Source organism: Curtobacterium sp. PhB25 (genome assembly GCF_004365375.1).
Lineage (GTDB): Bacteria > Actinomycetota > Actinomycetes > Actinomycetales > Microbacteriaceae > Curtobacterium.
In genome coordinates this window covers 263,148-276,161 of sequence record NZ_SODR01000003.1, presented here as the reverse complement: position 1 = coordinate 276,161, position 13,014 = coordinate 263,148, and the positions used below count along the sequence as shown (strand labels likewise).

General features: G+C 70.3%; 15 protein-coding genes. 11 read left to right on the top strand and 4 right to left on the bottom strand.

Going from position 1 to position 13,014, the window contains the following annotated elements; translation table 11 throughout:
- Positions 1-8: 8 nt before the first annotated feature.
- Positions 9-1,004, bottom strand: a complete 996-nt coding sequence (locus EDF51_RS08190) for an NADP-dependent oxidoreductase (RefSeq protein ID WP_133938127.1) — start codon at positions 1,002-1,004, stop codon at positions 9-11.
- A 172-nt stretch (positions 1,005-1,176) separates the two neighbouring features.
- On the opposite strand from EDF51_RS08190, the gene EDF51_RS08185 reads away from it, so the two are divergent.
- Positions 1,177-1,434, top strand: coding sequence for a hypothetical protein (locus EDF51_RS08185; RefSeq protein WP_131920855.1), 258 nt, complete (start codon positions 1,177-1,179; stop codon positions 1,432-1,434).
- Here the strand turns inward: EDF51_RS08185 and EDF51_RS08180 are convergent, their stop codons facing one another.
- Positions 1,435-1,974, bottom strand: coding sequence for a MarR family transcriptional regulator (locus tag EDF51_RS08180; RefSeq protein ID WP_243692333.1), 540 nt, complete (start codon positions 1,972-1,974; stop codon positions 1,435-1,437).
- 59 nt (positions 1,975-2,033) lie between these two features.
- Here EDF51_RS08180 and EDF51_RS08175 point away from each other — a divergent pair, with 59 nt between their 5' ends.
- Positions 2,034-3,257 (top strand): FAD-dependent monooxygenase, encoded by a 1,224-nt coding sequence (locus tag EDF51_RS08175; protein ID WP_133938129.1) that lies wholly within the window; start codon positions 2,034-2,036, stop codon positions 3,255-3,257.
- Positions 3,258-3,265: 8 nt separating this feature from the next.
- On the opposite strand, the gene EDF51_RS08170 is transcribed toward EDF51_RS08175, so the two are convergent.
- On the bottom strand, positions 3,266-4,057 hold the full coding sequence (locus EDF51_RS08170; protein ID WP_132099215.1) for an SDR family NAD(P)-dependent oxidoreductase: 792 nt from the start codon (positions 4,055-4,057) through the stop codon (positions 3,266-3,268).
- A gap of 107 nt (positions 4,058-4,164) precedes the next feature.
- Here EDF51_RS08170 and EDF51_RS08165 point away from each other — a divergent pair, with 107 nt between their 5' ends.
- From EDF51_RS08165 to EDF51_RS08140, 6 genes are all read left to right on the top strand, one after another.
- On the top strand, positions 4,165-4,665 hold the full coding sequence (locus tag EDF51_RS08165) for a MarR family transcriptional regulator (RefSeq protein WP_132099214.1): 501 nt from the start codon (positions 4,165-4,167) through the stop codon (positions 4,663-4,665).
- Between the two features lie 112 nt (positions 4,666-4,777).
- Positions 4,778-5,797, top strand: a complete 1,020-nt coding sequence (locus tag EDF51_RS08160; RefSeq protein WP_166673221.1) for a LacI family DNA-binding transcriptional regulator — start codon at positions 4,778-4,780, stop codon at positions 5,795-5,797.
- A gap of 110 nt (positions 5,798-5,907) precedes the next feature.
- Positions 5,908-7,170, top strand: a complete 1,263-nt coding sequence (locus EDF51_RS08155; protein ID WP_133938135.1) for an ABC transporter substrate-binding protein — start codon at positions 5,908-5,910, stop codon at positions 7,168-7,170.
- A 9-nt stretch (positions 7,171-7,179) separates the two neighbouring features.
- Positions 7,180-8,133, top strand: coding sequence for a sugar ABC transporter permease (locus EDF51_RS08150; protein ID WP_132099213.1), 954 nt, complete (start codon positions 7,180-7,182; stop codon positions 8,131-8,133).
- Positions 8,130-9,002 (top strand): carbohydrate ABC transporter permease, encoded by an 873-nt coding sequence (locus tag EDF51_RS08145; protein ID WP_133938137.1) that lies wholly within the window; start codon positions 8,130-8,132, stop codon positions 9,000-9,002. The genes EDF51_RS08150 and EDF51_RS08145 overlap by 4 nt, the downstream gene beginning before the upstream one ends.
- Positions 9,003-9,055: 53 nt before the next feature.
- Positions 9,056-10,333: a family 1 glycosylhydrolase gene (locus EDF51_RS08140; RefSeq protein WP_133938139.1), complete on the top strand. Its 1,278-nt coding sequence runs from the start codon at positions 9,056-9,058 to the stop codon at positions 10,331-10,333.
- Between the two features lie 57 nt (positions 10,334-10,390).
- On the opposite strand, the gene EDF51_RS08135 is transcribed toward EDF51_RS08140, so the two are convergent.
- On the bottom strand, positions 10,391-10,786 hold the full coding sequence (locus EDF51_RS08135; protein ID WP_133938141.1) for a MerR family transcriptional regulator: 396 nt from the start codon (positions 10,784-10,786) through the stop codon (positions 10,391-10,393).
- Between the two features lie 96 nt (positions 10,787-10,882).
- Between EDF51_RS08135 and EDF51_RS08130 the strand changes: the two genes are divergently transcribed.
- The 3 genes from EDF51_RS08130 (at position 10,883) to EDF51_RS08120 (ending at position 13,010) form a co-directional block, all read left to right on the top strand.
- Positions 10,883-11,584 carry an SDR family oxidoreductase gene (locus EDF51_RS08130; protein WP_123292971.1) on the top strand — a complete coding sequence of 234 codons (702 nt, stop codon included), beginning with the start codon at positions 10,883-10,885 and terminating at the stop codon, positions 11,582-11,584.
- Between the two features lie 150 nt (positions 11,585-11,734).
- The gene (locus EDF51_RS08125) at positions 11,735-12,193 is read left to right on the top strand and encodes a hypothetical protein (RefSeq protein ID WP_123339352.1); all 459 of its coding nucleotides are present in this window, start codon (positions 11,735-11,737) and stop codon (positions 12,191-12,193) included.
- Between the two features lie 118 nt (positions 12,194-12,311).
- Positions 12,312-13,010, top strand: coding sequence for a GAF and ANTAR domain-containing protein (locus EDF51_RS08120; RefSeq protein ID WP_131845127.1), 699 nt, complete (start codon positions 12,312-12,314; stop codon positions 13,008-13,010).
- Positions 13,011-13,014 lie beyond the last annotated feature (4 nt).

Below are 13,014 nucleotides of genomic sequence, written 5' to 3'. Positions count from 1 at the left end.
GACTCCCGTCAGGCGACGGTGACGACGGTCTTGCCGCGCACGCGGCTCGTCCCGATCGACGCGAGCGCTTCGGGGGTCTGGTCGAAGGCGAACGTGGCGCCGACCACCGGGCGGATCGCGCCGGCCTGCACGAGGTCGGCGATCTGCTGGAGCTGCGCGCCGTCCGCTCGCATGAACAGGAACTCGTACGTGACCCCGAGTCGCTTCGCCTGCGCGCGGACCCCGCGGCTGATGCCGGCGATGACCAGTCGGATCACCGGGCCCAGCCCGGCCTCCTTCGCGAAGGCGGGGTCAGGGGTGCCGTTGATGCTCACGACCTTGCCGCCGGGGCGCAGCACGCGCAGGGACTTCTCGAGGTTCTCGCCGCCCAGACTGTCGAGGACGAAGTCGTAGTCGGACAGTTCCTGCTCGAAGTCCTGGGTGCGGTAGTCGATCACCACGTCGGCACCGAGCTCGCGGACGAAGTCGGCGTTGGCGGCCGACACCGTGGTGGCGACGTGGGCACCGAGGTGCTTGGCGAGCTGGATCGCGATCGTCCCCACGCCACCGGAGCCCGCGTGGACGAGCACCTTCGTGCCCGGTCCGACCCTGCCCTTCTCGACGAGCGCCTGCCACGCGGTCAGGGCGACGAGCGGCATCGAGGCAGCCTCGGCTGCGCTCACGTTCGACGGCGCGCGGGCGACGTCGGCTTCGTCGACGGCGATGCGCTCGGCGAACGTGCCGATGCGGTGGTCACGGGGGCGGGCGAAGACCTCGTCGCCGGGCTTGATCCGTCGGACGCCTGCGCCGACCGCGATCACGGTGCCGGCGACGTCGTGGCCGAGGACGAGCGGGGTCTTGTACGGCAGGATCAGCTTGAACTCGCCCTGGCGGATCTTCTCGTCGAGCTGGTTCAGGCCGGCGGCGGCGACGGCCACGAGGACGTCGTGGTCGCCGACGACCGGTTCGGGGACGTCGGTCTCGCGGAGGGGCTGCTTGTACTGGTCGAACGCGAAGGCGCGCATGGTGGTGCTCCTGAGGGTCGATGAGAAGACTCAATTCTGAGTGCACTCAGTAACCGATGTCAATCGGTCGACGTTGGGCCACCCGCACGAGGAGGGACTACCGTCGACCGCAGGTGACCCAGGCCCCCGGCTGCCGGCACGATCTCTTCGTCCGATGCCGACCGGAAACGCCATGTCCTCCTCGCAGACCGATCTCCCACACCAGCACGACCCGACGAGCTGGACCGCGCTCGAGGTCGGCCGGTGGGAAGCCCGCTCCGGCCGGTCCCACATCGGAACAGTCGTCTTCACGAACCGGTACGAGGTCCGTGGGTGGTCGGGCGAGGTCTTCGGCGACCACACGAGCCTGGAGAGCGCGAAGGCACAGGTCGAGGCGATGGCGCGGTGGAGCCTCGGTGAGCGACCGTGGTCACCCGACGGAGTCGACTGATCAGTCCATCGCGTCGTCGTAGATCCCGATCAGGCGGTCGAGGAACGCCTGCACCGTGGCGCGCTCGCTGTCGTCCATGTCGGCGACGACGTCCTCGATCCCCTCGATCAGCGGCAGCACCAGGTCGTACGCACGATCGGACGACCGCTCGGCTGCGGTGACCACGAGCTTCCGGCCGTCGCTGGGGTGCCGCTCGCGCGTGACGTGGCCGGCGGACTCGAGTCGGTTGAGCACGAGGGTCATGGCGGCGGTGGAGATCTCCAGTCGCCGCGCGAGCTCGGTCGGGGTGGACCGTCCGTGGGTGATGAGGTGGTCCATCGCCTCGAGCCCGGCCGCGTCGACGTCGAGTGCCCGGGCCAGGTGTCGCTCGAAGCGCTGCTGGCGGACCCCGACCTGTTGGACCCGGGCGCGGATGTCGTCGTCGGGCAGCGGTCGTCCGTCGCGACGGGCGGCTTCGCGGTCGCGTCGATCGTCGCGGTCGCTCCGGGCGTCGCGGTCTCGTCGTCCGTCGGTGGGCGCTGTCGGTTCGTCGTGCGGCACGAGGTCGATGGTAGTCGTGTAGATTGCCAATCTCATTGGTAATCAAGATTCGAGGCAACATGTCGACCGACCGCAAGCGCGTCCTCATCTCCGGTGCGAGCATCGCCGGACCCGCCCTGGCCTACTGGCTGCACCGGTACGGCTACGACACGACGATCGTCGAGCGCGCGCCGGAGCTCCGGACCGGCGGCCAGAACGTCGACGTGCGGGGCGCCGGGCGCGAGGTCTCGCGGCGGATGGGGATCGAGGACGACATCCGTGCCGCCACGACCGGTGAGGTCGGCACGCGGTTCATCGGCCGCTCCGGTTCGGTCATCGCGGAGTTCCCGGCCGGAACCACGGACTCGGGCGGCGCCACCGCGGAGCTCGAGATCCTGCGCGGTGACCTCGCGCAGCTGCTGGTCGGCCGGACCACCGACACCACCGAGTACTGGTTCGGCGACCGCATCACCGGCATCGCGGACAACGACGGCGCCGGCGACGGCGTGACCGTGCAGTTCGAGCACGCCGCCGACGAGCGGTTCGACCTGGTGGTGGCGGCGGACGGCATCGGGTCGAGCACCCGGCGACTGGTCTTCGGCGACGAGCCCGAGATCCGGTCCCTCGGCCTCGAGACCTCCTACGCGACGATCCCCCGCACCGATGCCGACGACGACTGGTGGCGCTGGTACAACGCACCGGGTGGTCGGTCGGTCACCCTCCGTCCGGACCCGCACGGCACGATCCGGGCGACGCTGTCGTTCGTGACCGACCGGACACGGGAGCGCGCCGGCTCCGAGCGACGGTCGATCGAGGAGCAGCGCCGGCGACTACACGAGGTCTTCGCCGATGCCGGCTGGGAAGCACGTCGTGTGCTCGCGGGCATCGACGCCGCTGACGACCTGTACTCCGAGTCGATCGGGCAGGTCCGTGCGCCGCGGTGGTCCGAGGGTCGGGTCGCGCTCGTCGGCGACGCCGCCTACTGCGCCTCACCGGTCAGTGGCATGGGTACGAGCCTGTCGCTCACCGGGGCGTACGTGTTGGCCGGTGAACTCGCCGCCCACGTCGACCACCGCGATGCATTCCGGGGCTACGAGCGCATCATGCGGCCGTACGTCACCCAGGCGCAGCAGCTGCCGCCGGGGGTGCCGCGGGTCGCGAACCCGAAGAGCCGGCTCGGGATCGCCGCGTTCGGTGCTGCGGTTCGGGTCGCCTCCACCCCGTTCATCGGTCGGCTCGGCGACCGGTTCTTCACGCCACCGGCCGACGCGATCGACCTGCCGGACTACGCACACCTCGGCTGACGTGCCACCTACAGGAGCCCGGTCAGGACGCCGCCGTCAGCCCGGATCGCGGCGCCGTTCGTCGCGGAGGACAGCGGGCTCGCGAGGTAGGTGACGAGCGCCGCGATCTCGGCAGGGTCGATGAAGCGCTCGAGCAGGCTGGTCCGGTTCTGACCGATGATCGCGGCCTGCATCGCCTCGACCGGAAGAGCCTGCGCCTCGGCGATCGCCTCGACCGTCGTCGCGACACCGTCGGAGTACGTGGGACCGCCGAGGACGGTGTTGATCGTGACCGAGGTCCCACGTGTCTGCTTCGCGAGTCCGTTCGCGAGCGCGATCACCGCGGCCTTGGTCACGCCGTAGTGCACCATGTCCGCGGGGACGTTCACGCCGGACTCGCTCCCGATGAACACGATGCGACCCCACCCGCGTTCGAGCATCCCGCCGAGCAGGTGCCGCGACAGGCGGACCCCGCTCATCACGTTGACCTCGAAGTACCGGGACCAGTCCTCGTCGGCGATCGACTCGAAGGTGGCGAGGCCGAAGAGTCCGACGTTGTTGACGAGGACGTCGACGTCGTCGAGGGACCCGAGCAGTCGGGTGACGTCGCCCGGGTCTCCGAAGTCGGCCGCGATGCCGGACACCGTGGTTCCCGGCTGGTCACGCCGCAGGCGATCGACGGTTGCTTCGACCCGGGCGTCCTCCCGGCCGTTGACGATCACGCGCATGCCCTCGGCCGCGAGTGCGGAGGCGATCGCGTACCCGATGCCCTGCGTCGATCCGCTGATGAACGCCGTTCTGCCTCGGAGTTGCAGGTCCATGGATCCTCCTTCGTCGTCTCGCGTCACTCGACCCGGTGACTTGCCTGAGCAAGTCACCGTACGTCCGTTTACTTGCTCAGGCAAGTCACCGGATGTACGATGCCGTGATGGCACCGCCCGATGAACCACACGGCCTGCGCGGCGAACGACTCGAGATCTGGGCAGCCGTGGCGACGATGCTCGAACGGCTCCCGGTCGCCCTGGACGCCCAACTCCAACGAGACAGTGGCCTCACGCACTTCGAACTCGGGGTCCTCACCGCCCTCGACGCCGCGCCGGACAGGACCCTGCGGATGAGCACGCTCGCCGGGTACGCGAGCTCGACGCTCTCACGACTGTCCCGCGCGGTGACTCGGCTCGAGGCGAAGGGGTGGGTGCGCCGTGTGGTCGACCCGACGGACGGCCGCTTCACCCTCGCGGTCTTGACGGATGACGGGCACGGCAAGGTCCTCGAGTCGACGCCCGCGCACCATGCCCTGGTCGAGCGCCTGGTGTTCGACACGCTCACCGAAACCCAGACGCGGCAGCTCGGGGTCATCGCGCGGAGCATCGGCGACGCAGTGGACGCAGCTCCGGCGTGGACGCCGCCCAGGGCCCGCCAGCCGTGACCGGACCGACACGTCCGGGCCGCACCACGCTGGTGCGGTAGGTTCCTGCCCAACGCATTCCGGACGCGAGAGGGGAGCGCGGATGGCCCAGGGACACCGCTCGCCCCCCACGATGAGTGACGTCGCAGCCGTCGCCGGCGTCTCGAAGAAGACCGTCTCGAACGTCCTCTCCGGCTACGAGCACGTCTCCGCCCGCACCCACGACCGGGTGATGGCCGCGGTGGACGAACTCGGCTACGAGCTCAACGTTTCGGCCCGGAACTTCCGCGCCGGCCGGTCGAAGGTCATCGGCCTGGCGGTGCCGGAGCTACGGCAGGCGTACTTCGCCGAGCTCGCCGACGCCGTCATCCGCGCCGCCGGTGCCGTGGGCTACACGGTGCTCATCGAGCAGACCGCGAGCGGCGTGCGCGAGGCGGACGCGATCACCCGGATGCGCGAACACTCGATCGACGGCATCATCTACAGCCCGCTGACGGTGCGGTCGAGCGATGCTCCTGCGCTCGAGGTGAAGTTCCCCCTCGTGGTGCTCGGCGAGCCGATCCCGGACAGCCCGGTCACGTTCATCACGATGTCGAACGCGGACGCGCTGCACGACGCGACGGCGCACCTGCTCGACGCGGGCCGTCGTTCGATCGCCTTCATCGGTTCCGAACCGTCGGGGCCGGTACGGACGGCGCAGGAGCGGCTCCGCGGGTACCGCGAGGCGCTCGCCGAGCAGGGCGTGGCGTTCCGACCCGAACTCGTCGTCCCCACGGCGCTCTGGCACCGGGCCGAGGGGGCAGCGGCGGCGCGGGCGCTGCTCGACTCCGGCGTCGAGGTCGACGGGATCGTCTGCTGCAACGACGCCCTGGCGCTCGGGGCGATGAGCGCGTTGCAGCTCGCCGGTCGGACCGTGCCGGACGACGTCGCGGTCGTCGGCTTCGACGACATCGAGGAGTCGGCGTACGCGACGCCCGCGCTGACCACGGTGTCGGCCGACCTGGACCGGGTCGCGGCGACGGCGGTCGGGGTCCTCGTCGAGCAGCTCGAGGAGGACGCGGCCGTCGGTCCGGGCGTGCTGCGCTCGCCGCATGCGCTGGTCGTGCGGGCGTCTTCGGCGCCCGTCGCCGTGGAACGCACGGTCTCCGCCTGAGGTCTTGACCTGCCCGTCGAGCACCGACTACTGTCCAGATTTACACCGGTGTAAATCCGGCATGGACGAGGTCCCGCACACCGAAGTGCGGGACGGATGGCAGGTTTTCGATGAAGAAGCACATCGCGGTCGTCGCGCTCGCAACAGCGGCGGCGATCTCCCTGGCCGGGTGCGCCGGCTCCCCCGGATCGTCCGCGAACGCCCACGTCGACCTGAGGTTCTGGCACGGGTACACCGAGGCTGACGGCAAGGTCCTGGACGGCATCGTCAAGGACTTCAACGAGTCGCAGGACAAGGTCACGATCACGACCCAGACGAAGACGTGGGCGGTCATCGACGACACGATGCTCCCCGCGCTGACGGCGAAGAAGGGCCCGGACATCGTCGCGATGACCTCGGACCGACTGCCCGTCTACGCCGAGAAGAAGGCCCTCGTCGACCTGAGCGACTTCTACGACGACGACACCAGCAACACCGGCGAGCTCAAGGAGCAGGCCGTCGCGATGGAGCAGGTCGACGGCAAGGAGTACGGCGTCCCGAGTGGCTTCGTGCCCCTGTCCGTGATCTACAACAAGAAGCTCTTCGCCGAGGCCGGCATCGACGCGTTCCCGACGACGTGGGACGAGTGGGTCGCCGACGCGAAGAAGCTGACGAAGGACGAGAACGGCGACGGCACCCCGGAGCAGTACGGGCTCGTGCTGCCGGACCACCAGACGGTCGGCAACGGCATCTGGCCGAGCCTGTTCGCCGGCAACGGCGGCTCGATCACGAACGACGCCGGGACCAAGTCGACCATCGACTCCGCTGCGAACGTCGAGACGCTCGAGTACTGGGCGAAGGCGATCCGGCAGGACAAGATCTCGCCGACCGGTGTCGACGGCATCGCGGCCGACAAGCTCTTCACCGCCGGCAAGACCGCCATGGAGATCGGCGGCCCGTGGATGGCCGGCGTCGCGAAGTCGTCCGACATCGACTACGGGATCGCCGCGATCCCGGCCGGGCCGAAGGCGCAGGTGGCCTCCGCCATCGGCATCTCGCTCGGCGTGACCGCACAGACCGACGACCCGAAGCAGGCCGCTGCCGAGGACTTCCTGCGGTACTTCAACGAGAAGAACGTCGCGACCAAGTGGGCGCTCGGGTCGGGTTGGCCGTCCCTGCGCACCGACGTGACCGCCGCCGACGTCGACGCGAACCCCACCGTCGCGGCGCTGACCGGTCTGCCCGGCACGACGATCCCGCTCCTCCCGGGCGTCGTGAACAGCGGTGACGTGCTCACCGCGCTCGACACCGCGACGCAGAAGTCGATCGCGGGCGGCGACCCGGAGTCGCTCCTCGGCACCGCAGACACCGACGTGCAGTCAGCCCTGAAGTAGAGGACCACGATGACCACGCAGCAACTCGGCCGACGCCGTCGGTACCGACCCCCGGGACAGCTCGGCGGCCGGACGCCCCTGAACGGGACCTTCCGCCGCCGTGCGACCGTCGTCGGCTTCCTCGCACCCGCGATCGTCATCCTCGGGGCGTTCGTCCTGTGGCCGATGCTCTCGGCACTGCGGCTGTCCTTCACGGACGCCAGCGGCTTCGGTGACCCGAGCTGGGTCGGCTTCGCGAACTACGTCCGGGTCTTCACCGACCCGGACGTGGTCCGCTCGATCGGCAACACGGCGCTGTACTCGGTGCTGTTCACCCCGGTCGCGATCGCCGTGGCGCTGGTGCTGGCCCTGGCGCTCAACCACCCGGCGTTGCCGTTCCGCGGCTTCTTCCGCTCGGCGCTGTTCCTGCCGTTCATCGTGTCCCTGGCGGTCGCCGCGTTCGCGTGGTCGTACCTGCTCGACCCGCAGATCGGCCTGCTGAACCACTGGCTCCAGGTGGGCGGCATCCGGCTCGGCAACGTCCTGCAGGACCCGGCCCTGGCGATGCCGACCGTGGTGCTCGTCGCGGTCTGGAAGAACTTCGGCTTCTACATGGTCATCTTCCTGGCGGGGCTGCAGGAGATCCCGACCAGCCTGTACGAGGCGGCGCAGCTGGACGGCGCGAACGGCCGCCAGCGGTTCGCGAACGTGACGTTCCCGATGCTCAGCAACACCATGGCGTTCGTCGTCATCGTCGCGCTCATCGCCGCACTGCAGGCGTTCGACCAGATCTACGTCCTGACCGGCGGCGGGCCGTACCGGTCCACCGAGACGATCGTCATGCAGATCTACCAGTCCGGGTTCAAGGACCTCGACCTCGGCTTCGCATCCGCACTGGCGTACGTGCTGCTGATCGCGACCCTGCTGCTGAGCCTCGTGCAGTTCCTGTTCTTCGGCAAGCGCGGAGAGGACACCGCATCATGACCGCACTCCCCCGTCCGGCCACCGCGGTCCGGCGCAGGACCGTCGCCCGTCGCGCACCGTCGATGCGCTGGCTCGGCTTCGCCGCGGTGCTCATCGTCACCCTCGCGGTGCTGCTCCCCGTGCTCGTCATCGTGTTCACGGCGTTCAAGCCGGCGAGCGAGGTGAACGCCTACCCGCCGACGCTGTTCCCGCACACGTGGACGCTCGACAACTTCCGAGCGATCTTCACACAGCTGCCGTTCGGCCGGCTCATCCTGAACAGCTTCGCCTTCGCCGGCGGGGTGACCGTCTTCGCGCTGGCGTTCGACGCGCTCGCCGCCTACGCGCTGGCCCGGCTCGACTTCCGGGGCAGCAAGGTCCTGCTCATCGTGATCATCGCCAGCCTGATGATCCCGTTCCAGGCCACCCTGATCCCGATCTACCAGCTCGTGTCCGACCTCGGGTGGGTGAACACCTTCGCCGGCCTCATCGCACCGCGGGCGGCGGACGCCTTCGGCATCTTCTTCCTCCGGCAGTTCTTCGTGTCGCTCCCCCGCGACCTCGACAACGCGGCGCGCATCGACGGTGCGTCCGAGTGGCGGATCTTCCGGAGCATCATCCTGCCGAACGCCGTACCGGCACTGCTCACCCTCGGCATCTTCACCTTCGTCAACAACTGGAACGACCTGCTCTGGCCGCTGGTGTTCACCACGGACCAGGACATGGGGACCATCACCTCGGGGCTGACCCTGCTGACCGGACCCGGCGGCATCATCCCGCAGGGCGTGATGATGGCCGGCGCCCTGATCGCCGTGCTGCCCCTCGCCGTCATGTTCCTGCTCGTGCAACGCCGCTTCATCGAGAGCGTCGCCAGCACCGGGCTCAAGTGACGACGACCCCGCGCGGTCCCCTCGGGGACGCGCCCACCACGAAACGAGACACCATGCACTGGTCCGACGACGGACGGCTGCACTTCGCCCTGGGCATCGAGGACACCTTCGTCCCGCAGGCCCGTCCGGGCGAGCGCCCCATCGACGAGTACGAACTCACCGACCACTACCGGCAGTACGCCGCCGACCTCGGCCTGGCCGTCGACGTCGGCGCCGAGCTGCTCCGCTGGGGCGTGCCCTGGTACCGGGTCGCCCCCGAGCCCGGTCTGTGGGACTGGTCGTGGGTCGACGATGTCATGCAGCGCTTCCGTGAGACCGGCCTGCGGCCCGTCATCGACCTGCTGCACTACGGCACACCGCTCTGGCTCGACGGTCAGTTCGCGAACCCCGACTACCCGGCGCACGTCACGGAGTACGCCGCCCGGTTCGCCGCCCGGTACGGCGACGTCGCGACCGACTACACGCCCGTCAACGAGCCCGTCATCCACGCCCTGTTCTCGGGTGAGTACGGGTACTGGCCCCCGTACCTGACCGGTGCCGAGGGTTCTGCCCGGATCGCCTCGGCGCTGGCGAAGGGGTTCGTCTCCACCCAGCACGCGATCGCCCGTGAACTCGGTGACGCCGCCACCTTCGTGCACGTCGACGCCGGCATCCGGTACGTCGGCGACGTCGATGCCCCCGAGCACCGCGACACCGTGGCGCGGCTCCGCGCCCAGACGTTCCTGGTCGAGGACCTCGTGACCGGCGGGGTCGACGACCACCACCCGCTCGTCGGACGGCTCCGCTCCGGCGGGGTCACCGACGCGGACCTGGACTGGTTCCGCCAGCACGCGGTCCGGCCGGACGTGATGGGCGTCAACTACTACCCCCTGCACTCCACCGAGGTCTTCGAGGCCGGCGTCCACCACGGCGGCGGCTTCGCCGACCCGCGTCCGTACCGGGACACGGGGGCCGAGGGACTCCGCGACGTGCTGACGACGTACGCCGAGCGGTACGGCGCCCCGGTCATGCTGACCGAGACGTGCGTCACCGGGTCCGTCGACGAACGCATCGGCTGGCTCGACGCCTCCGTGGCCGCCGTGCACGAGCTCCGTGCCGAGGGCGTCCCGGTGGTCGGGTACACCTGGTGGCCGCTGTTCGACATGTACGAGTGGACCTGGCGGCACACGGACGCACCCCGCCAGGAGCACCTGCTCACGATGGGCCTCTTCGACCTCGTCGAAGACGGCGACGGCGGGCTCGACCGCCGTCGCACCCCGGTCGCCGACGCCTTCGCCGCGCATGCGCGGCAGGAACGAGCCGTGGCAGCGGCCCTGTCGGCGACCACCTGAGGACGGGAGGCGCGGGTCGGGTCGGTCCCGCGCCTCCCGTCCGCCCCACACCACGTCTCAGGCCGCGACCGCTCCGTCTGTCGGCTCACGCAGGGCCGGGCAGTGCTCGGCAGTCGGGTGCTCGCTGATGGCGATGACCTCGTCGAGCCGGCCACGCGCGGCCTCGAGCTCCGCCATCTGCGCCGTGATCCGGTCGCGCTCGGCGACGAGCAGCGCGAACGACTCCGGTGTCGCGTGGCCGCTGTCCACGCACGGCAACAGCTGCACGATGGTGCGGCTCGGCAGGCCGGCGGCGAACAGCTGCTGCACGAGCTGGACGCGCTCGACCGCCGGGGCGTCGTAGACGCGCTGCCCGCTGGTGGTCCGCGACGCGGCGAGCAGTCCCTGCTCCTCGTAGTACCGCAGCGAGCGCACGCTGGCACCCGTCTCCGCGGCGAGGTCGCCGATCCGCATGCGGACTCCGATCCGGGGCTTGCCCCTGACATGGATGTGAGGTCTTAGCGTAACCGAGCCGCTGCGGGAGACACCCGCGCGGCAGGAGGAGACACCATGGACATCGCTGGATCGGTCGCACTCGTCACCGGCTCGAACCGGGGCATCGGACGCCGCTTCGCCCTGCAGCTGCTGGAGCGCGGCGCCACCAAGGTCTACGCGACCGCACGCCGACCCGAGCTCGTGGACATCGAGGGCGTCGTGGCGCTGCCGCTCGACATCACCGACCCGGCGTCGGTCGAGGCGGCGGCCGCAGCCGCCGGCGACGTCACCCTGCTCGTGAACAACGCGGGCATCTCGACGACGGGCTCGCTGCTCACCGACGACCTGACCGATGCGCGCCGCGAGATGGACACGCACTACTGGGGGAACCTCGCGATGATCCGGGCGTTCGCACCGGTGATCGAGCGGAACGGCGGCGGCGGCATCGTGAACGTCCTGTCCGCACTGTCCTGGTTCGTCTACCCGGGATCCGGCGCGTACGCGGCGGCGAAGGCCGCCGAGTGGAACCTGACGAACGCCGTCCGGTTGGAGCTCGCCGGCAAGGGGATCAGCGTGCAAGGGCTGCACCTCGGGGCGGCGGACACGGACATGATGGACGGCTACGAGGGGCCGAAGGTCGACCCGGCCGACGTGGCGCGGGCCGCGCTGGACGGCGTCGAGCGGGGCGCGGCCGAGGTCGTCGTCGACGAGTGGAGCAGCGCGGTGAAGGCGTCGCTGTCGCAGGACCCGTCGGCGTTCTACGCGCAGTTCGCCTGAGCAGGGTGACGCCTGGGCGTGGTGGAGCCCCGGCGTCGGGCCGCGGCTGGGAGTGCTCACATCCGCGGGTCCCACACTGACGCCACGGTGTCGCCGTACCGAGTCCGAGATCCTCTCGAGCTCCCGCGGGGATCCGCCAAGGGAGTCATCATGACGGACCAGTCCGAGGCGGCCTCGACGCCGCTCGCGCTCACGAGTGTGGTGGCCTCCGGCCTGCCCACCGAGCTCGGCAAGCCCACGGCGGCGAAGTACTACGACGTCCCGGCGGTGTTCAACCGCCGACCCGACGCAGCCGAGATGGCCGGCCTCCGCGGTGCCGACGGACACGCGCAGCTCGTGACGGCCGGCTACCCCGACGTCACGCTCGACGTGCAGGACCGTCGTCTCGTCATCGGCAACACGAACCTCGGACAGCTCGAACGCGGTCTCGCCACGGTGGTGGCGACGATCGTCGACGTCGTGAGCCGGGCGTCGTTGTTCGACAAGGAGCAGGTCCGTGACGCAGCGCGCATCGAGTTCGACGACCGCACGGCCCGGGCCCGCGAGGTCACGCGAGCGGCGGAGCGGATCCACTTCGTGCCGGAGCCGTCGCGCGTCAGCGCGGGCTGACCGTGTCCGCGCGGGTCGACGTGCCCGGCGGGCGACGCCAGCGGGGCACTGCGCTAGCGTTGCAGCACGCGGGGACCGGATCAGCCCCGTGTTCACGGACCCGGATGGTTTCCTCGCGATGAACGACTTCACGACGGCAGTCTCCGCACTGCAGGCCGCACCCGACGGCACCGACATGTGCCCGCCGTTCCTGACGACGCTGCCCGTGACCGGGGTCGGCATCTCCACCCTCGGCAACCCACTCGGGTCGGCGACGGTGTGCGCGAGCGACGCGCGCGCCGCGCGGATCGACGAGATCCAGTTCGACCTCGGCGAGGGCCCGTGCTGGCAGGCGTTGACGACCCGCCGCCCGGTCCTGGAGTCCGACCTGTCCGGCACGACGAACACCGACTGGCCCCTCGCGCTCGAGGAACTCCTGCGCGCCGGGGTCGGGGCGGTGTTCTCGTTCCCGATGCGCATCGGGACGATCCCCGTCGGCGCCGTCGACCTGTCCGTGGACAGCGAGCGCACCCTGACCGTGGGGCAGATCCGCGGCGCCGTGGAGCTCACCGAGGTCGCAGCCCGTCGGGTGCTCCGTGGTGCCCTGCTCGCTGCGGCCGCCGACGGTCGTGCCGACATGGGCACCAGCCGCTACTCCCGACGAGAGGTGCACCAGGCGACCGGCATGGTCGCAGCACAGCTCGGGGTGGACGTCACCGACGCCCTCCTCGTGCTGCAGGCGCACGCCTTCGCCACCGAACGCACCGTCCGCGACGTCGCCACCGACGTCATCGCTCGCCGCATCGACCTCGCCCGGCCGTACGGTTCCGAGAACTGAGGAG

Coding starts and splice junctions, on each gene's coding strand:
- EDF51_RS08190 (WP_133938127.1), bottom strand. CDS start 1,004: ATGCGCGCCTTCGCGTTCGACCAGTACAAGCAGCCCCTCCGCGAGACC.
- EDF51_RS08185 (WP_131920855.1), top strand. CDS start 1,177: ATGTCCTCCTCGCAGACCGATCTCCCACACCAGCACGACCCGACGAGC.
- EDF51_RS08175 (WP_133938129.1), top strand. CDS start 2,034: ATGTCGACCGACCGCAAGCGCGTCCTCATCTCCGGTGCGAGCATCGCC.
- EDF51_RS08170 (WP_132099215.1), bottom strand. CDS start 4,057: ATGGACCTGCAACTCCGAGGCAGAACGGCGTTCATCAGCGGATCGACG.
- EDF51_RS08165 (WP_132099214.1), top strand. CDS start 4,165: ATGGCACCGCCCGATGAACCACACGGCCTGCGCGGCGAACGACTCGAG.
- EDF51_RS08160 (WP_166673221.1), top strand. CDS start 4,778: ATGAGTGACGTCGCAGCCGTCGCCGGCGTCTCGAAGAAGACCGTCTCG.
- EDF51_RS08155 (WP_133938135.1), top strand. CDS start 5,908: ATGAAGAAGCACATCGCGGTCGTCGCGCTCGCAACAGCGGCGGCGATC.
- EDF51_RS08150 (WP_132099213.1), top strand. CDS start 7,180: ATGACCACGCAGCAACTCGGCCGACGCCGTCGGTACCGACCCCCGGGA.
- EDF51_RS08145 (WP_133938137.1), top strand. CDS start 8,130: ATGACCGCACTCCCCCGTCCGGCCACCGCGGTCCGGCGCAGGACCGTC.
- EDF51_RS08140 (WP_133938139.1), top strand. CDS start 9,056: ATGCACTGGTCCGACGACGGACGGCTGCACTTCGCCCTGGGCATCGAG.
- EDF51_RS08135 (WP_133938141.1), bottom strand. CDS start 10,786: ATGCGGATCGGCGACCTCGCCGCGGAGACGGGTGCCAGCGTGCGCTCG.
- EDF51_RS08130 (WP_123292971.1), top strand. CDS start 10,883: ATGGACATCGCTGGATCGGTCGCACTCGTCACCGGCTCGAACCGGGGC.
- EDF51_RS08125 (WP_123339352.1), top strand. CDS start 11,735: ATGACGGACCAGTCCGAGGCGGCCTCGACGCCGCTCGCGCTCACGAGT.
- EDF51_RS08120 (WP_131845127.1), top strand. CDS start 12,312: ATGAACGACTTCACGACGGCAGTCTCCGCACTGCAGGCCGCACCCGAC.